General features: G+C 31.0%; 17 protein-coding genes and 1 tRNA gene. 11 read left to right on the top strand and 7 right to left on the bottom strand.

Annotated features, from left to right (window positions below):
- Positions 1-3: 3 nt before the first annotated feature.
- The 8 genes from ilvC (at position 4) to AQ1685_RS13585 (ending at position 13,337) form a co-directional block, all read left to right on the top strand.
- Entirely contained in the window at positions 4-1,506 is a 1,503-nt protein-coding gene (ilvC, locus tag AQ1685_RS13620; RefSeq protein ID WP_095073019.1) for a ketol-acid reductoisomerase, read from the top strand.
- 3 nt (positions 1,507-1,509) lie between these two features.
- On the top strand, positions 1,510-2,778 hold the full coding sequence (ilvA, locus tag AQ1685_RS13615; RefSeq protein WP_095073017.1) for a threonine ammonia-lyase IlvA: 1,269 nt from the start codon (positions 1,510-1,512) through the stop codon (positions 2,776-2,778).
- Between the two features lie 237 nt (positions 2,779-3,015).
- A complete protein-coding gene (locus tag AQ1685_RS13610) occupies positions 3,016-4,113 on the top strand; it encodes an energy transducer TonB (protein WP_095073015.1) in 1,098 nt (365 codons plus the stop codon).
- A 111-nt stretch (positions 4,114-4,224) separates the two neighbouring features.
- Positions 4,225-7,407, top strand: coding sequence for a SusC/RagA family TonB-linked outer membrane protein (locus AQ1685_RS13605; protein WP_095073013.1), 3,183 nt, complete (start codon positions 4,225-4,227; stop codon positions 7,405-7,407).
- Positions 7,408-7,418: 11 nt separating this feature from the next.
- Positions 7,419-8,894 carry a RagB/SusD family nutrient uptake outer membrane protein gene (locus AQ1685_RS13600; protein WP_095073011.1) on the top strand — a complete coding sequence of 492 codons (1,476 nt, stop codon included), beginning with the start codon at positions 7,419-7,421 and terminating at the stop codon, positions 8,892-8,894.
- A gap of 14 nt (positions 8,895-8,908) precedes the next feature.
- Positions 8,909-10,960 (top strand): PKD domain protein, encoded by a 2,052-nt coding sequence (locus tag AQ1685_RS13595; protein ID WP_157730227.1) that lies wholly within the window; start codon positions 8,909-8,911, stop codon positions 10,958-10,960.
- Between the two features lie 13 nt (positions 10,961-10,973).
- Positions 10,974-12,620: a glycoside hydrolase family 16 protein gene (locus AQ1685_RS13590; RefSeq protein WP_095073007.1), complete on the top strand. Its 1,647-nt coding sequence runs from the start codon at positions 10,974-10,976 to the stop codon at positions 12,618-12,620.
- Positions 12,621-13,130: 510 nt separating this feature from the next.
- Positions 13,131-13,337 carry a hypothetical protein gene (locus tag AQ1685_RS13585; RefSeq protein ID WP_095073005.1) on the top strand — a complete coding sequence of 69 codons (207 nt, stop codon included), beginning with the start codon at positions 13,131-13,133 and terminating at the stop codon, positions 13,335-13,337.
- 338 nt (positions 13,338-13,675) lie between these two features.
- On the opposite strand, the gene AQ1685_RS20595 is transcribed toward AQ1685_RS13585, so the two are convergent.
- Entirely contained in the window at positions 13,676-13,810 is a 135-nt protein-coding gene (locus AQ1685_RS20595; RefSeq protein WP_262509584.1) for a hypothetical protein, read from the bottom strand.
- 55 nt (positions 13,811-13,865) lie between these two features.
- Between AQ1685_RS20595 and AQ1685_RS13580 the strand changes: the two genes are divergently transcribed.
- On the top strand, positions 13,866-14,897 hold the full coding sequence (locus AQ1685_RS13580; RefSeq protein WP_095073003.1) for an L-dopachrome tautomerase-related protein: 1,032 nt from the start codon (positions 13,866-13,868) through the stop codon (positions 14,895-14,897).
- Between the two features lie 363 nt (positions 14,898-15,260).
- Here the strand turns inward: AQ1685_RS13580 and AQ1685_RS13575 are convergent.
- A tRNA-Met gene (locus tag AQ1685_RS13575) sits at positions 15,261-15,334 on the bottom strand.
- A 105-nt stretch (positions 15,335-15,439) separates the two neighbouring features.
- Between AQ1685_RS13575 and AQ1685_RS13570 the strand changes: the two genes are divergently transcribed.
- Together AQ1685_RS13570 and AQ1685_RS13565 are read left to right on the top strand one after the other, a co-directional pair.
- Complete coding sequence (locus tag AQ1685_RS13570; protein WP_095073001.1) at positions 15,440-15,823, top strand: START-like domain-containing protein; 384 nt, start codon at positions 15,440-15,442, stop codon at positions 15,821-15,823.
- Between the two features lie 96 nt (positions 15,824-15,919).
- On the top strand, positions 15,920-16,747 hold the full coding sequence (locus AQ1685_RS13565; protein ID WP_095072999.1) for an aminotransferase class IV: 828 nt from the start codon (positions 15,920-15,922) through the stop codon (positions 16,745-16,747).
- Here AQ1685_RS13565 and AQ1685_RS13560 read toward each other — a convergent pair.
- The 5 genes from AQ1685_RS13560 to uvrA all read right to left on the bottom strand — a co-directional run bounded on the left by AQ1685_RS13560 (position 16,740) and on the right by uvrA (position 23,021).
- On the bottom strand, positions 16,740-16,895 hold the full coding sequence (locus AQ1685_RS13560) for a hypothetical protein (RefSeq protein WP_157730226.1): 156 nt from the start codon (positions 16,893-16,895) through the stop codon (positions 16,740-16,742). The two genes, AQ1685_RS13565 and AQ1685_RS13560, sit on opposite strands and share 8 nt — an antisense overlap.
- 646 nt (positions 16,896-17,541) lie before the next feature.
- A complete protein-coding gene (locus AQ1685_RS13555; RefSeq protein ID WP_157730225.1) occupies positions 17,542-18,675 on the bottom strand; it encodes a hypothetical protein in 1,134 nt (377 codons plus the stop codon).
- An 11-nt stretch (positions 18,676-18,686) separates the two neighbouring features.
- Entirely contained in the window at positions 18,687-19,460 is a 774-nt protein-coding gene (locus tag AQ1685_RS13550) for a hypothetical protein (RefSeq protein WP_095072995.1), read from the bottom strand.
- 174 nt (positions 19,461-19,634) lie between these two features.
- Positions 19,635-20,192 carry a YqgE/AlgH family protein gene (locus AQ1685_RS13545; protein ID WP_095072993.1) on the bottom strand — a complete coding sequence of 186 codons (558 nt, stop codon included), beginning with the start codon at positions 20,190-20,192 and terminating at the stop codon, positions 19,635-19,637.
- 36 nt (positions 20,193-20,228) lie between these two features.
- A complete protein-coding gene (uvrA, locus tag AQ1685_RS13540) occupies positions 20,229-23,021 on the bottom strand; it encodes an excinuclease ABC subunit UvrA (protein ID WP_095072992.1) in 2,793 nt (930 codons plus the stop codon).
- Positions 23,022-23,165: the final 144 nt, after the last annotated feature.

The raw sequence follows: 23,165 nt of genomic DNA, 5'->3' as shown, positions 1-23,165 counted from the left end.
GTCATGAAAAATTATTTTAATCAATTATCATTAAGAGAGCAATTAGAGCAATTAGGAAAATGTAGATTTATGGAATCTGCAGAGTTTTCTGAAGGTATTAAAGCACTTGAAGGTAAAAAAGTAGTGATTGTAGGTTGTGGAGCACAAGGTTTAAATCAAGGTTTAAATATGCGAGATTCTGGTTTAGATGTTTCGTATGCTTTACGTGAAAATTCAATTAAAGAGCAACGTCAATCGTATAAAAATGCAACGGAGAATAATTTTGTGGTAGGAACTTACGATGAGTTAATTCCGTCTGCAGATTTAGTGTGTAATTTAACACCAGACAAACAACACAGTAATGTAGTAAAAGCTGTAATGCCTTTAATGAAAGAAGGAGCAACATTATCGTATTCTCATGGATTTAATATTGTTGAAGAAGGAACGCAAATTCGTAAAGATGTAACGGTAATTATGGTAGCTCCAAAATGTCCTGGTAGTGAAGTTCGTGAAGAATATAAAAGAGGATTTGGAGTACCAACTTTAATTGCTGTACATCCAGCAAATGATCCTCAAGGAAAAGGATTAGCTGAAGCTAAGGCTTATGCTTATGCAACAGGTGGACATAGAGCTGGAGTTTTAGAATCTTCTTTTGTGGCTGAGGTAAAATCTGATTTAATGGGAGAGCAGACGATTTTATGTGGGGTATTACAAACAGCATCAATTTTATGTTTTGATAAAATTGTGGCAGATGGCGTAGAACCACATTTTGCTAGTAAATTAATTCAATATGGATGGGAAACGATCACAGAAGCCTTAAAACATGGTGGAATTACCAATATGATGGATCGTTTATCAAACCCAGCGAAAATTAAAGCATATCATTTATCAGAAGAATTAAAAGACATTTTAAGACCGTTGTTTGATAAACATATGGACGATATTATGTCTGGTCATTTTTCATCTACAATGATGGAAGATTGGGCAAATGATGATAAAAATTTATTGACATGGAGAGCTGATACTGCCGAAACAGGTTTCGAAAAAACAGAAGCTACTGAAGTTGCAGTTTCTGAACAAGATTATTTTGATAAAGGAACATTGTTAGTTGCTTTCGTAAAATCAGGAGTAGAATTAGCTTTTGAAACTATGGTTGCTTCAGGAATTATTGAAGAGTCTGCATATTATGAATCTTTACATGAGCTTCCTTTAATAGCAAATACTGTTGCAAGAAAGAAATTATATGAAATGAATCGAATTATTTCTGATACTGCTGAATATGGTTGTTATTTATTCGATCATGCAGCTAAACCATTACTACAAGATTTTATGACAACAGTTACTACTGATTTGGTTGGAGAGAGCTTTAGTTCATCTAATAGTGTTGATAATGCAGAGTTAATTAAGGTGAATAAAGCAATTAGAAATCATCCTATTGAAGAAGTTGGAGAGCGATTAAGAGCTGCAATGACAGCTATGAAAGCCATAAAAGAAGAAAAGCCAGAATCTGAGTTAGTCTTGTCATAAATTATGAAAACTACAGTAAAGAAGATATATTTTCCAGAATTATCGGCAATCGAAGCTGCTGCTACGACTTTAAAAGGAGTAGCAACAGTTACGCCGTTACAAGAAAATTTTAATCTTTCTAATACATATAGTGCTAATATATTTTTAAAACGAGAAGATCTTCAACAAGTACGATCTTACAAAATAAGAGGAGCATATAATAAGATTAATTCTTTATCAGCACATGAAGTTGCAAAAGGAATTATATGTGCCAGTGCAGGAAATCATGCGCAAGGAGTAGCATTAGCATGTCGTAAAAAAGAAATTCATGGAACTATTTTTATGCCGGCACCAACACCAAAGCAGAAAGTCGAACAAGTTCGAATGTTTGGCGGAACTTTTGTAACGATAGAATTGGTAGGAGATACTTTTGATGATTCGTACACTAATGCTAGAAGTTTTGCAGATAAAAATAATATGACTTTTGTTCATCCTTTCGATGATGAAAAAGTAATTGAAGGGCAAGGAACAGTTGGTTTAGAAATTATAAATCAATCAGATGTTCCAATAGATTATGTTTTTGTGCCAGTAGGAGGAGGAGGTTTAGCTTCTGGATTATCTTCAGTGTTTAAATATCTTTCTCCTAATACAAAAATTATTGGTGTAGAACCTTCTGGAGCACCTTCTATGCAAAATGCATTAGATAAAGGAAATCCAGTAAAACTAAATAAGATTGATAAGTTTGTTGATGGAGCTGCTGTTCAGCAAGTAGGGAATTTAACGCATCAAATTTGTGCAGAAAATTTAGATGCGATGGTTACAGTTCCTGAAGGACAAGTTTGTCAAACCATATTAGAGATGTATAACAAAGAAGCTATTGTTGTAGAACCAGCGGGAGCTTTAACAGTTAGTGTATTACATCAATTTAAAGAAGAGCTAAAAGGAAAAAATATAGTTTGTGTGGTAAGTGGAAGTAATAATGATATTACCAGAACTGCCGAAATTAAAGAACGTGCACTTTTACATAATGGCTTAAAGCACTATTTTATAATTCGATTTCCACAACGAGCTGGTGCATTAAAAGAATTTGTTATGAATGTTTTAGGAGAAAATGATGATATCACCTTTTTTGAATATTCCAAAAAAACAACTCGAGAAAATGGACCTGCAGTTGTAGGTATTGAATTAGTAGATAGTAAAGATTTACATCCTTTAATTCAGCGAATGAAATCCCTGAATTTTTATGGAGAATATCTTAACGACAAGCCCAACCTTTTTGAGTTTTTAGTGTAATTATTTAGATAGGAAAAGCCGAGTTTAAAACTCGGCTTTTTTGTGTTTTAAATTCTGGTGAAAACAACTTTTTTTTAACATTTATTCAATTTTTGTTTTTTTAATAAGTTGTTAATTAGTATATTAGTAACTGTTATTGTTTCTTTTTAAAGAAATAATAATAAATAATCGTTCTTATATATTTATTGTAAATAATAGAGAAAATTAGTTTCATTTAAACATTAAACCCCCCGTATTATGAATAAAAAACTAAGGTTTTCGACACTCCTATTGCTATTCTATATAGCGAATGTCAGTCCCCAGTCTTCACAGACATGTTCAAACTCTGTAGATGATCCAGTTTTAGATCTAAACAGTATTACAAAGTGCTCTATCGACAGAAAATCTGATGATAACAAAGTACAAAAAGTTACCGTTCAAGTTACTTCGAGAAGAAGAAGAGTAGTTAGAAAGAGAAATAAAGCTACTGGTTTATCATCAGCAAATAACTATTCTCATAAACTAGCATCTATAAAAAAGAAGGTTAACATTGTTAATTCATTGGTAGATATTAAAAAAGATGAAGTCCCAGATGTTTTGCCTTACGATTATGTAGATCAAATTCCTCTTTTCAAAAGTTGTGAATCTGCTCCTATTTACGAGCAAGATCGCTGTTTTAAAGTAAAGTTACGAAGTCATATCAAGAAAAATTTAAAGTATCCTGTTAGTGCTTATGATAGAGGCATACAAGGTAGAGTATATGCGCATTTTTCAATAGGTAAAGATGGAGTAATTAAAGACTTAAAAATAGTATCTCCATACAAAGGAGATTTACTTGGTAAAGAAGCTAAAAGGATTATAAAAAAGTTACCTAAATTCAAACCAGGCGAGCATAATGGCAATGCTGTTGCTGTGAAATATGGTTTACCTATTACATTTAAAATTCCTGGTAAGAAACCAACTAACATTAGAAAAACTAATAAAATCAAATCAAAAGAAACAATTCATAGTTTTTCTTCATTAGATCAAATTCCGCAGTTCGATTCTTGTAAAAAAACTGATGATGATTCTTTAACATGTTTTAATACAAGTCTAATACAGCACATACAAAGTTATTTTGCTTACCCAGAAGAGGCAAAAATGAAAAATATGCAAGGTAATGTAATCGTTAACTTTGTAATAAATAAAAAAGGTAATGTTGTTGATATTACTGCTAAAGGACCAGAAAATGCTAAGATTTTAGAAGTTGCAGCAGTTAGATTTATAGAAAAATTACCAAAACTTAAAGCAGGAAAAATAGAAGGAAAAACAGTAAATGCTTCTTATTCTTTCCCAATCAATTTTACTCTAAATTAAAAATCAAAAAGTATATACAAATGACATCTTAAAATATTAGATGTCATTTGTATATACCTACTTTCCTTGAGAGTAAAGTTCAAAAAATTTAAATCAATTATACCATCCTATATGAGAAAACTATTTACATTATTTAGTATGTTTTGTCTTTCCTTTATTTCATTAGCTCAAAATGTAGAAGTAAAAGGTAAAGTGTTAGATGAAGTTACAAAAGAACCAATTCCTGGGGTATTTGTTTTATTGCGAGAATCTTCTGTTACGGCTGAAACAGAGTTTGATGGAAGTTATTCGATTAATGCAGCAATTGGTAAAGTTTTAGAGTTTAACTATCCCGGGTATGTAAAGAAAACGGTAGTAGTAACTAGTTCTTTAATTGATGTTGAATTAAAAATTGACACTGAGGAAAGCTTTTTAAACGAAGTAATTATTATTGGTTATGGTGAAAAACGTAAAGAATTAGTTTCTGGAGCTTATAGCACTATTAAACCAGAGGAAATTGAAAGAAATAACCCTCAAAGAATAGAGCAAGCCTTACAAGGAAGAACTGCTGGAGTTCAAGTGAGTTCAAATTCAGGATCACCAGGGTCTTCTTATAACATTAGAATTAGAGGTGTAACAACCAATGGAGATAATTCACCTTTAGTTTTAGTAGATGGTGTTCAAATAGGACCAGATTTAAGTATTATCGATCCTAATGATATAGAGAAAATAGATGTAATTAAAGATGCAAGTACTGCTATTTATGGGGTTAGAGGAGCAAACGGAGTAATTTTAATAACTACAAAATCTGGTAAAAATAATACTGAAACAAAATTTACATACAGTACTTCTGTTGCGTTACAAGAAACAACTAAAAAGTTAGATTTGTTAAAAGGAGTAGAGTATGCAGCTTTAGTGAATGAAACCATAGCAGCAGACGGAGGAACTCCTCCTTTTCAATTACAAAATATAAATACCGATACGGATTGGCAAGATGCATTATTTGAAACTACTCCAATGACTACACATCATATTGGTGCAACAGGTGGAGGAGAAACATACAATTTTAATGTAAGTGCAAGTTTATTAGATCAAAAAGGAATTATAGCTCCAGGAAGATCAAATTATGCACGATGGACATTAAGAAGCAATCTAGGGTTAAACTTAACAGATAAATTAAAATTAAATACTTTAATTCTATATACCAATAGTACAAGACGTGCTATTCCTGAAGGAAATAGAGGTTCTGTATTGTATTATGCAAATAACGCATCACCTTTAACTCCAATTTTTGACGGAACAGACGGAACAGGGCCATCAAGAGGTTTTTCTTATATCGGAACTGAACAAGGAAACGAAATTGTAAATCCTTTTGCTGTAATAGATAATACGTTTAATAAAACTAGAGTAAATCGATTCACAGGAAAAATTGAATTGGTATATGATTTCCTAAAAAACTTTGAATTTACTTCTCGAAATAGTTTTAATTATTCAAATGTATATTCCAGAGCATATTTTCCGCTTCAATACTATGGAGAAAATAAAGTGGTGAATACGGTTCGTTTAGATCCTGTTTCTGGTCAATTTAATCTCGATAGAAATGGAGATGGAGATCGTGATTTGTATAGTAGAGTAAATGAAAATGATCAGAATTTTTTCTCATTTATTTCAGAAAATTTTGTGAATTACAATTTCACAATTGGCGAGTATCATAATTTTCAAACAACCTTAGGTTTTTCCTTAACAACTGAACAAAGTAGAGGTATTTTCGGATCAGGATTTTTAACTGCTAATGATTCTTGGGAAAATGCATTTTTATTTAATACTCAGTCTTTTATTATCGATGACGATGATATAGGAACGAATGATATTAGAGAAACAGTAAATTCAGATTCTTTTTCAATTGAAGATCGTTATACCTCTATCTTCGGAAGATTACAATACGATTTTAATGAAAGATACTTATTTTCTGCAATCTTACGTCGAGATGCTTCCACAAGATTCGGGCCTAACAATAGGGTTGCATACTTACCTTCTTTCTCTGCAGGTTGGGTAGTTCATAACGAAGATTTTTTAAGTGATACAAGTATTTCTAATCTTAAACTAAGAGGAAGTTGGGGTATTGTCGGAAACGATAAAATTGGAGCTTACAGATGGTTAGGTTTTTTACAAGGTGTAAATGGAGATGCGACCTATCCTTTTGGAGATGTGTTGTCTTTTGGAAATGCAATAGGAGTTTTATCGAATGAAAATTTACAATGGGAAACAACTATTCAAACAAATATAGGTTTCGATTTAGGTTTTTATGATAACAATTTAAATATCACGTTCGATTATTATAAAAAACGAACAGAAGATTTACTTGTGGTTCCAGAAATTTCTGGGCTCATAGGAGGAGCTGCACCAGGAAGCGGTGCTCCTGTAGTAAACGCAGGTATAGTAGAAAATAAAGGAGTAGAGTTTGATATCGACTACACGCATTATTTTTCAGATGATATTTCTTTGGCTTTAAACTATAATTTAACTACAATCAATAATAAAGTTATTGATGTAAATAATGCAGCAGGTTTTATACCTGGAGGTTTATTTGGCTTGAATCAGCAGCCTTCTAGAATGCAAAACGGTTTACCAATTGGTGTTTTTTACGGATTAAAAACTGATGGTGTTTTTCAAACACAGGCAGAGATTGATGCTTTAGCAGTTGATAGAGATGGAGACGGAAGTTTAGATGAGTATCAACCTGGTGCAGCTCCTGGAGATTTAAAATATGTAGATGTAGATGGAAACGGATATATAGAGTTCGGTAGCGAAAATGATTTAACTGTATTAGGTGATCCTATTCCAGATTTTACCATGGGTGGCGGATTCAACTTCAAGTTTTATAATTTCGATTTTGGAGCTTCTTTTTATGCTTCATTAGGAAACGAAATCGTAAGAAGTTACGAACGTTTTTTAACATATAGTAACAAATTATCATTGTACAATGGAAGATGGACAGGTCCTGGTACTTCCAACGAAATTCCAAGAGCTTCAACAAATGCTGCAAATAATCAGTTGTTTTCTTCTTTTTATGTTGAAGATGGTTCATTCTTGAGAATTCAAAATGTACAATTGGGGTACACATTAAATTCAGAACAAATCAAAGGAATAGATTTTATAAGACTTTATTTTTCAGTAAATAATCTATACACTTTTACAAAATACAGAGGTTACGATCCAGATATTTCTAATGCAAGTGCGATTGGAGCTGGAGTAGATTTAGGTCAATATCCACAGCCAAGAATGTTTATTACAGGAATTAAAGTATCATTTTAAATCGGTAGAAGATGAAAAACAATATAAAAATAATAGCGATAATAATCTTTCTTACTACTTTAAGTTGTGATGATTATTTAGAAGTTTTACCTGAAGGACAAGAAAATACAGAGAATTTTTTTAATACTGCAGAAGATTATGAAAATGCATTAATTGGAGTTTATGATTTATTATCAACTACATATTTAAATCAAATTTTGGGAGAGATTGCTTCTGATAATAGCTTATGTGGAGGTGAAAATCCTACTGATGTTTTAGATTGGCAACAGATAGATGACATGACGCATAATCCAGATAATGGAGCATTAAGAAATATATTTCAATGGATGTATGCTGGAATTAGTAGAGCTAACTACATTATGGAGTTTAAAGATAAAACACCTTTCGATAGAAAAGATCAAGTAATAGCAGAAACTAAATTTCTAAGAGCATATTACTATTTTGAATTGGTGAAATTCTTTGGAGATGTTCCAATGTATTTAGATAAAAGAATAAGTATAGAAGAATCACAAAGTATAGGTAAATCTAGTGTAACTGAAATTTACGCGCAGTTAGAAAAGGATTTACAAGAAGTTGCCAATGTTTTACCGTGGCAACAAACACAACCTGGTAGAGCTACAAGAGGGGCAGCTTTAGCTCTGTTGGGTAAAGTGTTTTTGTATCAACAAAAATATACACAGGCAACACAAGCTTTAGATCAGGTAATTAATTCTGGTCAGTATAGTTTAGTATCTAACTTTTCAATGATTTTTTCGAATCAGAATGAAAATAATTCAGAATCTGTTTTTGAAGTACAGTACTTCGGACAAGAAGGTGCAAGCTTCGATTGTTTCCAATGTGTCGAAGGAAATATAGCTGTTGGTTTTATGGGGCCTAGATTTAGAACAGGAAATTATGCTCCTTATGCAGATGGTTTTAGTTTTAATATTCCGAGTTTAGATATAGTAAATGCTTATCAAACAGGAGATACTAGAAAAAGTGCAACGTTTTTTGATATTAACGATTTTGTGGCAACAAGACCAGATGTAACCTTTACTCAAGGACATGATCATAACGGATATTTTAATTTCAAATACATTCCTTTTGCTGAAGGAAATGCTTTAGATACTCGATTAACGCATAGTAATAATTACAGAGCTATTCGTTATGCAGATGTATTGTTAATGGCTGCTGAAGCTCATGTGCAATCAGGAAACTCTGGAGTAGCACAAGGATACTTAGATCAAGTGAGAGATAGAGCTTTCGGAACTACAACAGATAGAGTTACTGCAACTCTAGATAATATTTTATTAGAACGACGATTAGAATTAGCAGGAGAAGGACATCGATTCTTTGATCAAGTTCGTACAGGTCAAACTTCATCAATACCTGGATTTATGGCTGGTAAAAATGAACTATTTCCTATACCTAGAATCGAAATAGAATTAGCAGGAAACAATTGGTGTCAAAATAAAGGATATGCAACTTCTACATGTTCAGAACAATAAATACAAGTAAGATTATGAAGAAAATACATTATATCATATTAGGATTATTAGTTTTAGTAGGTTGTATAGAAGAAGATCGTGATCTTTCTTTTGCAGATAATTTAGTTGCTCCTACTAATGTTGCAGCGACGTATTCATTATCACAAGATAATTCAGGTTTGGTTACTATTACACCAACAGCAGACGGAGCAAACAGTTTTAAAGTTTATTTTGGAGATGGTACTAATGATTTTGCTGATGTAGCAGTAGGTCAAAGTGTAGATCGTACTTATGGTGAGGGAACTTACATGGTAAAAATAGAAGCTTTTAATATCAGTGGGAAAAAATCAGAAGCAATACAAGAATTAGTCGTTTCTTTTAAAGCACCAGAGAATTTAATGGTTACTATAGAAAATAGTACAAACATTTCAAAGCAAGTTGATGTTACAACTACAGCCGATTATGCGACTATGTATGAGTTTTACTCAGGAGAATCAGGAGTAAGTCAGCCAGTAGCGACAGCTAACATTGGAGAGTCATTAAGTTATGTTTATCAGGCTCTAGGAGATTACGATATTCGAGTTGTTGCTAAAGGAGCAGCAATTGCAACTACAGAGTATACAGCAACTTTTACAGTTACAGAAATTTTAGCACCAACTATAGCAGCTGCTACACCAATAAATAGAGTAGAATCAGATGTGATTTCATTATTCAGTGATGCTTATACTGATGTTAGTGTTGATACATGGAATACAGTTTGGAGTGCTGCAAGTTTTGAAGATGTTATGATTGTAGGTAATGCGACAAAGAAATATACAGGATTAAATTTCAACGGAATAGAAACAGTAAGCTCACCAGTAGACGCTTCAGGCATGGAGTTTATCCACTTAGATGTTTGGACTCCAAACATTACAGCTTTCCGTTTAAAATTAGTTGATTTTAAAGGAGATGGCTTTGGAGGAGCAGGTGATACCGAAGCAGAATTGTCATTTACACCAACTCAAGGAGAATGGGTTTCTTTAGATATTCCTTTATCAGATTTTGCAGCAGCCGGAATGGATTCATTCTCAGATATCAATCAATACATTATATCAAGTGATCCAAGCGGAGCAGGTATTGTATTTATCGATAATGTTTATTTCTGGAAAAGTCCAACAGATACAACAAGTCAAACTGTAGAAGGGTTTGAAGGTACAGCACCAATATTTACAAGTTTTGGAGGAGCAGGAGTAGAGGTTGTATCCAATCCAGATATGAGTGGAGTGAACACTACGGCTAATGTTGCTAGATTAACAAAAGGTAGCGGATCAGAAGTTTGGGCAGGAGGATTCTTTGAAATCTCTACACCATTAGATTTAGCTACTTTTTCAAAAATTAGTGTAAAAACCTGGTCGCCTAAACAAGGAGCATTAGTGAAGTTAAAATTAGAGAATCAAGATGCCAGTGTTACTCATGAAGTTGATGTAAATACTACAGTTGCTAATGCATGGGAAGAATTGATTTATGATTTCAGTGGAGCTCCAACAGCAGATTATGTTCGCATAGTAATTTTCTTTGACTTTGGAGTAAATGGAGAAGGTAGTGAATATTATTATGATGATATTATTTTAGTGAACGACTCAGAAGTTTCTCCTTTAGTATTCCAAGATTTTGAAGTTACAGCCCCAACTTTTACCTCCTTCGGAAATATTGCCGGAGTTGAAGTGATTACCAATCCAGATATGAGTGGTGTAAATACTACATCTAATGTAGCAAAGTTAACTAAGACCAGTGGTTCAGAAGTTTGGGCAGGTGCCTTTTTTGAGACAGATACTGCATTAGATTTCACAACGTATTCAAAGATTAGTGTAAAAACATGGTCACCAAAACAAGGAGCAGTAGTGAAGTTAAAATTAGAGAATCAAGACGCCAGTATTACTCATGAAGTTGATTTAAACACTACAGTTTCCAATTCATGGGAAGAATTGATTTATGATTTTAGTGGTGCACCTGCAGGTGATTATGTTCGAGTAGTTATCTTCTTTGATTTCGGAGTAAATGGAGATGATAGTGTGTATTATTATGACGAATTAACATTAACGAATTAAACCAAGGATAGTAATGAAAATACAGAAATATATACCTCAAGTGGTTATGATGATCTTCACATTTTTATTATTGAATAGTTGTGAAGAAAAGAACTATGAATTTGGAGATGTAGTTGCTCCAAGCAATGTAATTGTAAATGCAGAAGTAATTGGTCAAGATGCTACAAATCCGAATGGAGATGGAACAGGAGTTGTTAATTTTACAGTTACGGCAGACAATGCATTATCTTACAAATTTGTATTTAATGGAGTGGAATCAAGTGCGCCAAGTGGAAAATTTACATATACGTTTAGTGAATTAGGAATAAATACATACACAGTAACAGCAGTTGCGATTGGTACAGGAGGAGTTTCTTCAACTAAAACAATTCAAGTTGATGTATTGGCTTTATATGAAGCGCCAGATGATTTAAAAAATAAATTATATGGATTTGATCCAGCAAATCCAAATGCTATTTCTTCAAAAACATGGCGAATTAAAGGAGAGGTTGGAGGACATTTTGGTTTAGGACCTGTTGGAGGTTCGATATTCGGAGAATGGTATCAAGCATCTGCAAATGAAAAAGAGGGTGTTGGAATGTATGATGATCGTTTTGTATTTAATTCAGATGGAAGTTTTCAGCATCAAACAAACGGAACTGTTTTTGGTAGAAATGGTTTGATAGATGAATTATCTAGCTCTGGTGGTTCTGGTGGAACTATAGATAATGCAGATGTATTAAATTATATATTAGCAGACTATTCTGGAACATGGAGTTTAATAGCTCCTGGAGGAGTAGAAACGCTTTCTTTATCTGGAATTGGATTTATAGGATATTACATAGGAAACCACAATTATGAAATATTCGATCGTCAAATTCCAAATGAATTAGTTTTAAGGATTACAGATGCAAATAATGAATTTGATTGGTGGTTTTTAATTACAACCCAAGATCCTCAAACAACTTCACCGTTTGTTTTCAATACATTGGTTTGGGAAGATAATTTTGAAACTAATGGAACACCAGACTCAACAAAATGGACTTATGACATCGGTACAGGTGTTAATGGTTGGGGAAATAACGAATCACAATATTATACAGAAAGAGCGGATAATGCAGTTGTAGAAAACGGAAATCTTGTGATAACTGCAAAGCGAGAAAATTTTTCAGGAAGTGCTTATACTTCAGCTAGATTAAAAACAGAAGGTCTATACGATTTTAAATATGGTAGAGTAGAGGTTAGAGCTAAATTACCTGAAGGAGCTGGAACTTGGCCAGCGATTTGGATGTTAGGTTCTAATTTTTCTACAGTAGGTTGGCCTTTTTCTGGAGAGATTGATATTATGGAGCAAACAGGAGCTGATAAAAATACAGTTCTAGCAACTTGTCATTGGCAAGATACAGCAAGCAATACAAAAGCAGATTTTAGTCAAACTACCTCAATTACAAATGCAACATCAGAATTTCATTTATATACTTTAGAATGGACAGATACATCTATTCGCGTGTATTTAGATAATGTGAAGTATTATGAATTGAGTAATTCATCAGTTTTACCATTTAATGAGAATTTCTTTTTGATTTTAAATGTAGCCATGGGTGGAACTTTAGGTGGAGCAATAGATGCTGGATTCTCTGAAGCAAAAATGGAAATAGATTACGTAAGAGTTTATCAATAAAAAGATATTTGGATTAGTGTAAAAGAAGGCTGGCATAATTTTAAAGTGTTGGTCTTCTTTTTTTTATTGATTTTATAATGTTTTAAATGATAAATCAAAAAGCCTCATATTTTACTATGAGGCTTAACATGGTGCATTTTTTTAAGTAATATAAACTATTACTAGTATGGTCAAAAAATAGAGAATAAAATTTAAATAGCATAATCAAGATTGTAATTATTCTCAGAGTTTATTTTATTTTGCTGATTTTCAGTAGTTAGAAAAAGCGGTAGCTTTAATATATAAAGATTAAGAAATTTTATTCAAGTATGAGTCACCCGAAAATGACTGAATACAATACTGTATAAAATGGATATAAAGCATTTTACTATAACAGTTAGTAGTGCAAATAACAAATTCCCGTTTTTTAATCAATAGTAATTATCTGTATTGTATTCAAAATAAAACAATTATATTTAGCAAAGTGCTTCTTTACAAAAAGCAAAAATTAACCTTTTTAAAATTATTATAATGAAAAAAAACATTCAAAACTTAGGTAAATTTCTTTCAAAAAGTCAACAAAAAGAAATTAATGGAGGCCAACTTCCTATAATAGGAAAGTCTTGTAAAACAAATGCAGATTGTTCTGCTTTTGGAGGTACATTTGGATGGCCAGATATTTACTGTAAGAGAAATAGATTTAGTAGTTACGGAACGTGCCAATTTACTTATTTTTAGGAAGCATATTTCATAAATAAAATAATAGAAGATTTCGCCAAAAGCGAGATCTTCTTTTTTTTCAACACAAAATCTTTTTCTTTAATTATAATAGAGGTTTAATCCCTTGATTTAATCAATATTTTTCAAATTATACCTTACGATATCAGAAATCTATTTAGTTGATAAATCTTCCTAGAACTCCATTAAATATTCGATTTGTATCTACAAAAATATTAAGTACAGTGATTATCGAAATTAACGAAAAGTTTAATAAACATCGTTGTGAAACCTATGTAAGGGCTAATTCTTTTAATTAACTTTACAATTATAAATAAGACCACATAACATAATTATAGTTAATCGAAAAGATCAGCATCACCTGGACCAGAGGTAGGACCATTACCACCTCCAAATTTGTAGATAGTAAAAGCTAATACAGCTATGATGATGATTACAAACCAAATACTTACTTCTGTTTCTTCTTGAGCCATGGAGTAAAATTAGTAAAAACAAAATAATTTAAAAGAGTACTTAATTAAATCAAAAATGAAAAAAATATTAATATTTATTCTTGCTACAGGAATTTTGAACTGTAATTCTAAGAAAACACAAATAGAAAATGTGACAAGCTTTAAAGGACAACAGGTAACTGGTGTAAGTGTAAGTGAAAAAGGTAGAATTTTTGCTAATTTTCCTAGGTGGCGAAAAGATGTGAAAAACTCAGTTGTTGAAGTTTTAGAAGCTGGGAAATCAATTCCTTTTCCTAATAAAAAATGGAATACTTGGAAAATAGGAGATACACACTCTGACAGTGTATTTGTTGCTGTTCAATCTGTGGTTACTTTCGAAAACAAACTATATGTTTTAGATACACGCAATCCTTTATTTAGCGGTGTAATTGATAATCCTAGAATTTTCACATTTGATCTTACGTCTAATCAATTGGTAAAGACATATACTTTAAGTAAAGATAGTTTTCATAAAGATTCATACATTAATGATTTACGTGTAGACAAGAAGAAAGGTAAAATATATCTAACAGATTCTGGACATGCAGGAATTGTAGTCGTAGACATAAACTCAGGAGAATCATTCAGGGTTTTGGATAATCACAAAACGACACTTGCTGAAAAAGATCAATTAACTTTTAATAATGGTATTTGGAAGAATACAGTGCATTCTGACGGAATAGCATTAGATACAAAAAATGATGTATTGTATTTTCATGCGTTAACCGGATATAGTTTATATGCAATTTCAACAGAGGATTTAATTAAAAATGACAAATCAGAAATTGGAAAAAGTGTAAAGTTTGTTACAAAAACTGCTGCTCCAGATGGAATGATTATAGATGAATTGGGTAATTTATTTTTTGCCGATTTAGAAAATAATAAAATTATGAAGTTTACTATTTCAAGTGGAAATATTACTGTTGTAGCAGAAGGAAGTAAAGTTAAATGGGCAGATACATTTAGTATTTATAAAAATGAGTTGTTTTACACAAACTCTAGGATTAATGAAGCTAAAGAAGATATCAGTGAAATGGAATTTACTATTAATAAATTGAGAATAAATTAAGTGTAGTAATAATTATAAATGAATTTTTTACAAGTCATAAAAAATCATATTACTATAGAATTACCGAAGAAGTTTCTAAAAACAAGTATTATCATCAAAAAGAAAAACCCACTCAAAGATTGAGTGGGAAAATTGCTATGAAAAAGAAAAAGTGTCTAAAACGTCTTTTAGACAATTCAAATTTACGAAATGAATTTCATATTTTCCTATAAAAGTGTACTTATTTATATTTTATTTAAGAAATAACTTTTAATAAGAAGTAGGTGTATTTTAAAAAAGAATAAAAATTCATGCAAAAAAAAATACGGTTTAGAAATTTCTAAACCGTATTACTAATGACTTTTTTGCTCCTTAAAGTCTTTGTAGCGAGGAGCAGACTTGAACTGCCGACCTCAGGGTTATGAATCCTGCGCTCTAACCACCTGAGCTACCTCGCCGTTTGCGGATGCAAATATAGAGCTATTTTTGTTACGCGCAAGAAAACTATATCATTTTTTTTAAAAAGAATATTTCTATATATTGTGTGCTAAACTTAAATGTAAATGAGTAAAGTTAAATTTGAATTAGAGATACCTGTACACGCTTCACCAGCGTTGTTATATCAATATTTTGCAACTCCTTCTGGTTTAGAAGAATGGTTTGCTGATCGAGTGAATTCTAGAGGGAAAATTATTACCTTTTTATGGGATGACAGTGAAGAAGAAGCAACTATTGTAACAAAGAAAGCAGATGAGCGTATAAAATTTAAATGGACAGAAAGTGAAGGAGACGAAAGTTATTTTGAATTTAGAGTTCAAGTAGATCCTTTAACAAAAGATGTTTCTTTAATCGTTACTGATTTTGCTGATGATGAAGAATCTGCTGAAGAAGCTAAAATGCTGTGGGAAAATCAAATCGATGAATTAAAACATTTAATTGGAGCCTAACCATATTAAAACATAAAGAAGACTCAGCTAAATGCTGAGTTTTTTTATTTATAACATTGTTTTATTTAGTAATTTCGTGCTTCTAATTATAAAGGAATGATAAATCATAACGGTAATTTAATCGATACTTCTGAATTTCAGTTAACTGTTGAAAATAGAGCATTTAAATTTGGTGATGGTATTTTTGAAACGATCAAAATTTTAAATGGAAAAGTTGTGTTTTTCGAAGATCATTATTTTAGATTAATGGCTTCTATGCGCATGTTACGTATGAAAATTCCTATGAATTTTACCTTAGAATTTTTAGAAGGTGAAATAAAGAAGGTAGCTGAGAATTTTTCAGAAACCAATTTAAGAGCTAGACTAACTGTCTATAGAAAAGATGGAGGATTATACACTCCAAAAACAAATGAGATAGATTATGTTATAGATGTTAAACCTGTGACAGCTGAAATTAAAGATAAATATGTTCTAGATTTATATAAAGATTTTTATAATTATTCAGGGATGTTATCTACTGTGAAAACAATCAATAGAATGTTAAACACAATAGCAGCTGTTTTCGCTGAAGAAAATGACCTAGACAATTGTGTACTGCTTAACGAAAGAAAAGGAGTTGCAGAAGTTACCAACGGTAATATTTTTATCATAAAAGGAAGTACAATTAAAACACCAGCCTTAACCGAAGGTTGTATTAAAGGAATAGTTCGAAAAAAAGTTATTCAATTGTTAGAAGAGCATAAAGATTATACAATAGAAGAAACATCAATTTCTCCATTTGAAATTCAGAAAGCAGACGAAGTTTTTATAACAAATGCTATTGTAGGCGTACAACCAGTAACAAATTACAGGAAAAAAGAGTTTAAGACAGAAATTTCCGAGAAAATAAGTAAAAGCTTAAAGTTAATGGCTTTCACTAATTAAGGTGAACGTTTACTTGTATTTTATCTACAAAAAACTCTTTATTAGAATATCTGTTTATTGTCAATGTTAAGTCTGCTGTTGGCATATTCATTTCAATTTCATTACCATTTGGCGTAACGAACTTTAACTTTTTTAGAGGATAGTTCATAATCATATAGTTTTGGTTCTAACAAAATTAATGATTAATTACCTTTAAGTTTGTTTTTTTAGTTATTTGGTCGTTTTTTTAAGGTGAATGGTTGTTAATTGATGATACTTGGCTGTTTTTATTGAAAAGGGAGTGTCGCGTACATCAAAAAATAATAGCTGGTTTTACATGAGGATAATGTGAAAGAAAATAATTGAGTTACTTGAACAAGTATCAAAATTATGTTGTACAAGAAATATTAAGTTATTCCTTTTTTAAAAGGAAATGTTTAATACTTTTTAGTTTTTAACTTATAAATATGAATTCATTGGGGCTGTTTGACATTTTCTCATAATAATATCTATTAACAGATAAAAAGAGTTTTATTTTAGGAAACTCAATTTCGAATTCGTTACCATGACATTTTATTAGTCTTACTAGTGTAGGTTTAATCTTCATATTACTGCTTTTGTATAGTATGAAGATATGAACGTTTTTTAAATTTTATAGGTTTAAACTGTTGAAAGGTAGTTTTTTAAAGTTAGATGGAAGTGAAGGTAACTACAAATTAGGAATTTAAACGAACTGATGAAGTAAGAGTTAAAAATCAGAAAGATTGATTAAAAAAAAGAGATCTAAAAATATTTTTAGATCTCTTTTTTTTAATTTATTTTAAGATGATTTCATAAGGAATATCATTGTTTAGAGAATAATTTCCAGATATTTCGTCAACTATTTTTTCTTTATTCACATCAAAATAAGTAACTCGAAATTGCTTAATTTGATCTTCAGGATATGAGTTAAAGTTCATATCAATAACACCTTCAGTATTACTAGTTTTACTTTCTCTGAATTTATATTCAGTTAATGCATCTATAGTTACTTGTATTGGTGTACCTTCTGCATTTTTAAATAATGCTTTAAAGCCTTGTAGTTCTTTTTCTGGCTCATTTACATATTTTAAATGTTGTTCGTTAGTATTTTGATGTTTGTTTCTGTAAAAACCTAAGTGTATGTTATTACTTACATCATCTAAAAAAGTATTGTAACCCTTTTTTTCAGCATCATCAAAATATTTGCAGGATTCACTTGTATTAGATCTGGCGTTATTTACTTCTTTACGATATTTTTTTCGACTTCTATAGTTCTTAAAAGCTAAAACAGATCTTTTAAATAAATAAAACACAAACAATCCTGCCAGTACTTCAAGTACATAAAAAAGTACAGGTAAAACATCTTGAATACCAAAAATTGATTCTCTAATTCCAGCTGAAATTTCTCTGGCAACACGCTCTTTAGAGAAATAATATATAGCGACACCAATCGCAGAAAATAATGTACTACCTACAAAAAATTGAATTCTAACATCTCTTACAATTCCTTTTCTTATATCAGATTCTGGTTTTGCAGAGTTTGAAGGTACTTTTTTCTCTTCAAAAAATCGTTTATTTCTGGTGTGAGAACTTAGCATACCTACCATCAACTCTGCAATTACAATAGAAATAAAAATAATTCCTACACCAATTACCCACGGAGCTTGTGGTAAAATATCTCTATAAATTTCTCTACTAAAGTAATATTCTAAAATACAGATAACAATAAAGGCAATAGTAAATGGAACCACATATGCATTAGACATTATTTTATCCCATTGACTTAATTTTTCTTCATTAGGTTTTAAAATATCAAAAGTATCTCTAGCTACTTTAGATGCAGAGTTTGCTCTTGAAGCTAATTCATCAGAAATTTTAAAAAGATCTTCAGATTCATCAGTAGACGGTTTGTCCCAGTTTATAATCATAACAGTAGTTTTTATATACAATCAAAGTCTTCAAGATAGCTAAAGAAGCCTTCTTTACCTTCAAATTCGTTTAATTCAAATCCTTCAAAAATAGACGTGTCTTTCCAACCAATTAAAAATAACTCAGCATTATCTGGTAAAGCAAGCTTGGTTTTAATTTTTTCAATCTTCCCAGATCTTCTAGGTTCATTAACACCATCTGTAAAAAGCACAACCATTACTTTGTCATAATCTTCAACTTTTGGTTCTCTTAAAAGTTTATTAATATGTTCGAAAGCTAAATCAATATTGGTAATATCTTTTCCTTTGTAAGGCTTATAACCAACAATTGAATTTTGTACAGTCTTAGATAAAAAACTACTTAATTTAGAAGCATTTTTCTTCTTAATTTTTTCATTTTTAGCTTTTATCTTATCGTTATACTTTTTTTGTTTTGCTTGCTCCGATAATGTCGGGTGTTCTGAAGTTAAAATATTTTTATAAGGTTTTAAAGCACTTACTTTTAATCTGAAAATTTCTTTAGAGTTAGGAGCAGGGTTTCCTATAATTGTAGAAGTAAAATAACCACTTCCATTTTCGTTAATTACATCTACAATTGCTTTGTAATCGTCTTTGTTTAATTTTTGAATACTTTCAGATGAACCACTTCTATCATCTCCTAAAACAATCATAATTTTACATTCTGGAATTTCTTCTTCAGCAATAGCATTGTGATTTGGTTTCGGTGAATCACATGAAAAAATTACTAATAGTAAAATAAATGATAAAAAACTTTTGCTTAACATGAGTATTATTTTTCCGCTAATATATACAATGTATTAAACACACGAACAAACAAACCGTTTTTTTGAATAAAAGAGATCAGATTCTTTTATTTTTAATTATCTGAAGGACTTTGAAGTAGCATAACTAAGAATGAACTTAGTAAATTTAAGGGAATAACAATCTGAGAAGGAAAATTAATTCATAGTTATGTCTGCTGGTGCATTTGCCCAGATTTTATATTTTCCTCCTTTTTGAAGTAATTTGTTTTTCCAAATAGCTTCTTCATCTTCAATGAAAATATTATTGAAATCATTTTCAGAGATAAACCAAGATTCAGTGTTTAATTCACTTTCCAGTTGTTGGGATCCCCAACCTGAATATCCTAAGAAGAATCTAATATCAGAGGGTTTAATTAAATCTTCATTTAAAAGTTGTTTTAAAGACTCAAAATTTCCTCCCCAGTATATGCCGTTTGCAACTTCAATACTATCTGTTAAAAGATGCGGAACTCTATGGATAAAATATAGATTTTCTTGTTCTACTGGTCCGCCCTGATAAATTGTAAAGTTACATTCAATATCAGGTATTAGATCTTCTAGAACATATTGCATTGGTCTATTCAGAATAAATCCAACGGAACTTGCATCTGAATGATCTGTAATAAGTACTATTGTTCTTTTGAAAGAGTCATCATTAAGTATTGATGGCTCTGCTATTAATAATCTGCCTTTTTTCGGGGTTAACATCTTCATAAATGTTAAATTTTAAAGTAAAATAAAAATATTTTTTCAATTTTTTAACTTTTCTTTAATAAAAATTCCAGTTAATGACTGATTTTCTTTTGTGAGACCCTCTGGCGTTCCCTCAAAAATTAAGTTACCACCTTTCTTACCACCCTCAATACCAAGGTCTATGATGTGATCAGCACACTTTATAAGGTCGATATTATGCTCAATAACAATTATTGAATGTCCTTTTTCAATTAAGGCGTTAAAAGAGGCTAAAAGCTTCTTTATATCGTGAAAATGTAATCCTGTAGTAGGTTCATCAAAAATGAATAAGGCTTTATCTTTTGTATTTCCTTTCATTAAAAATGAAGCTAATTTTATACGTTGCGCTTCACCACCAGATAAAGTAGAAGAAGATTGCCCTAATTGTACATATCCTAAACCAACATCTTGAAGAGGTTTTAATTTTTTAGCTATTTTAATTGCGCCATTTTCTGTAAAAAAGTCAATTGCATCATCAATAGTTAAGTTTAAAATATCGTCAATATTCTTTCCTTCAAAATTAACTTCTAATATTTCTTTTTTAAAGCGTTTACCTTTACAATGATCACATTGTAAATGCACATCGGCCATAAATTGCATTTCTATAGTAACTACACCTTCGCCTTTACAAACTTCGCAACGACCACCTTCTACATTAAAAGAAAAGTGTTTGGGTTGATAGTTTCTAATTTTAGATAATTTCTGTGTAGATAGAAGTTTACGGATATCGTCGTAAGCTTTTATGTAAGTAACAGGGTTTGATCGAGATGATCTACCTATCGGATTTTGGTCGATAAACTCTACGTGCTTTAAGTTTTCATAACTTCCTTCAACATCTGTGTATTGACCTATTTTATCTCCATAACCAATTAATTTCTTCTGCATAATTGGGTACAGTAATTTTTTTACAAGTGTACTTTTACCACTACCAGAAACTCCTGTGATTACAGTTAAGTTATTTAGAGGGAAAGTTACATCTATGTTTTTAAGATTATTCTCTCTAGCTCCTAAGATTTTAATGAAATTCTTAGTTTTTCTTCGTTGTTTAGGAACTTCAATTTCCAGGGTTTCAGATAAATATTCAGCAGTAAGAGTTTTCGATTTTATTAGTTCATCGTAAGTTCCTTCTGCTACAACTTTTCCTCCGTGAGTTCCAGCTTCTGGTCCAATATCGATAATGTAATCGGCTTCTTTCATGATATCTTCATCATGTTCAACTACAATTACCGTATTTCCAAGGTCACGTAAGTTTTTAAGAACTTTAATTAAACGTTCTGTATCTTTTGGATGAAGTCCAATACTTGGCTCGTCTAAAATATACATAGAACCAACTAACGAGCTTCCTAAAGAAGTAGCCAAGTTAATACGTTGACTTTCTCCTCCTGATAATGTATTAGATGTTCGATTTAATGTAAGGTAACTTAATCCAACATCAGTTAAAAATTGCAGTCTATTATTAATTTCAGTTAATAATCGTTTTGCTATTTTCTCTTCATATTCATTTAAGGTAATAGATTTAAAGAATACGCTCAATTCGTCAAGCGGAAGATTTACCAAATCAGAAATTGTTTTACCACTTACACGAACATAATTTGCTTCTTTTCTTAAGCGCTTTCCGTCGCATTCATGACATTTAGTTTTACCTCTGTAGCGAGATAACATAACTCTGTTCTGAATTTTATAACTTTTTTCTTCTAATTCGTTAAACAGATGATGAATTCCCATGAATTTATCTGTTCCTTCCCAAACTAAATTTTGTTGTTCTTCTGTAAGTTCGAACCAAGGTTTGTGAATTGGAATATTGTAACTATCTGCATGTAAAATTAAATTTTCTTTGTACCATTTATAGGCATCTGTTCTAAATGGGAAAATTGCATCTTCATAAATAGATAGACCTGTGTTAGGAATTACCAAATCTTCATCGATGCCAATTACATTTCCGTATCCTTCACAAGTAGGACAGGCTCCGTAAGGATTATTAAAACTGAAAAGATGTGTATTTGGTTCTAAAAAAGTAATACCGTCTAACTCAAATTTATTACTAAATTCTGTTTTAGCTTCTGTTTCTAAATTTTCAATATAACAAAATCCTTTTCCTTCAAAAAAAGCTGTTTGAATAGCGTCAGCTAAGCGGTTGTAGAAATCTTCATCGTGTTGAACAACAACTCTATCTACTACTAAATCAATACTATTTCCTTTGAAATCTTCAATAGGAAATTTATCAATTCGATAAACCTTGTTATTGTATTTTATTCTGGCATAACCTTGTTGTTTTAAAACTTGTAATAAAGATTCAATAGTTCTCTTTTCAGGAAGAACAACTGGAGCAATTAAAAGAAGTTTTGTTTGTTCTTTTAATGATTTTACGTGATTTACAACATCGGTTACTGTATGTTTTTTGACTTCATTTCCAGAAATAGGAGAGAAGGTTCTACCTATTCTTGCGTATAATAATTTTATGTAATCGTAAATTTCAGTAGAAGTTCCAACAGTAGATCTTGGATTCGTAGAATTTACCTTTTGTTCAATGGCAATAGCTGGAGCAATCCCTTTAATATAATCTACTTTCGGTTTGTTTAGTTTTCCTAAGAACTGTCGAGCATAAGAAGATAAACTTTCTACATATCTACGCTGGCCTTCTGCATACAAAGTATCAAAAGCTAATGAAGATTTACCCGACCCAGAAAGTCCGGTTATAACCACAAGTTTATTTCTAGGAATAACAACATCAATATCTTTCAAATTATGCAATGATGCTCCTTTTATGATGATATTCTCTTTAGGATTTACTTTAGTAATGTCTACTTTCATGAACTCAAAAATAAACATCAAAAATAGTGATTTTACGAGTGAAGTTATAATCTAGAAGAAAGTAAAATGAAGATAATTTTCAATAAATTTTAAAATTTAAATGATTTAAAATTTGTATTTTGATATAAAAAAAATATATTTGCG

The sequence above is a fragment of the Tenacibaculum jejuense genome (assembly GCF_900198195.1).
In the GTDB taxonomy this organism is placed as follows: Bacteria; Bacteroidota; Bacteroidia; order Flavobacteriales; family Flavobacteriaceae; genus Polaribacter; species Polaribacter jejuensis.
This window is presented reverse-complemented; position numbering and strand designations above follow the sequence as displayed.

Excerpts from the sequence above, each read along its gene's own strand:
- ilvC (WP_095073019.1), top strand. The coding sequence starts at position 4 with ATGAAAAATTATTTTAATCAATTATCATTAAGAGAGCAATTAGAGCAA.
- ilvA (WP_095073017.1), top strand. The coding sequence starts at position 1,510 with ATGAAAACTACAGTAAAGAAGATATATTTTCCAGAATTATCGGCAATC.
- AQ1685_RS13610 (WP_095073015.1), top strand. The coding sequence starts at position 3,016 with ATGAATAAAAAACTAAGGTTTTCGACACTCCTATTGCTATTCTATATA.
- AQ1685_RS13605 (WP_095073013.1), top strand. The coding sequence starts at position 4,225 with ATGAGAAAACTATTTACATTATTTAGTATGTTTTGTCTTTCCTTTATT.
- AQ1685_RS13600 (WP_095073011.1), top strand. The coding sequence starts at position 7,419 with ATGAAAAACAATATAAAAATAATAGCGATAATAATCTTTCTTACTACT.
- AQ1685_RS13595 (WP_157730227.1), top strand. The coding sequence starts at position 8,909 with ATGAAGAAAATACATTATATCATATTAGGATTATTAGTTTTAGTAGGT.
- AQ1685_RS13590 (WP_095073007.1), top strand. The coding sequence starts at position 10,974 with ATGAAAATACAGAAATATATACCTCAAGTGGTTATGATGATCTTCACA.
- AQ1685_RS13585 (WP_095073005.1), top strand. The coding sequence starts at position 13,131 with ATGAAAAAAAACATTCAAAACTTAGGTAAATTTCTTTCAAAAAGTCAA.
- AQ1685_RS20595 (WP_262509584.1), bottom strand. The coding sequence starts at position 13,810 with ATGGCTCAAGAAGAAACAGAAGTAAGTATTTGGTTTGTAATCATCATC.
- AQ1685_RS13580 (WP_095073003.1), top strand. The coding sequence starts at position 13,866 with ATGAAAAAAATATTAATATTTATTCTTGCTACAGGAATTTTGAACTGT.
- AQ1685_RS13570 (WP_095073001.1), top strand. The coding sequence starts at position 15,440 with ATGAGTAAAGTTAAATTTGAATTAGAGATACCTGTACACGCTTCACCA.
- AQ1685_RS13565 (WP_095072999.1), top strand. The coding sequence starts at position 15,920 with ATGATAAATCATAACGGTAATTTAATCGATACTTCTGAATTTCAGTTA.
- AQ1685_RS13560 (WP_157730226.1), bottom strand. The coding sequence starts at position 16,895 with ATGAACTATCCTCTAAAAAAGTTAAAGTTCGTTACGCCAAATGGTAAT.
- AQ1685_RS13555 (WP_157730225.1), bottom strand. The coding sequence starts at position 18,675 with ATGATTATAAACTGGGACAAACCGTCTACTGATGAATCTGAAGATCTT.
- AQ1685_RS13550 (WP_095072995.1), bottom strand. The coding sequence starts at position 19,460 with ATGTTAAGCAAAAGTTTTTTATCATTTATTTTACTATTAGTAATTTTT.
- AQ1685_RS13545 (WP_095072993.1), bottom strand. The coding sequence starts at position 20,192 with ATGAAGATGTTAACCCCGAAAAAAGGCAGATTATTAATAGCAGAGCCA.
- uvrA (WP_095072992.1), bottom strand. The coding sequence starts at position 23,021 with ATGAAAGTAGACATTACTAAAGTAAATCCTAAAGAGAATATCATCATA.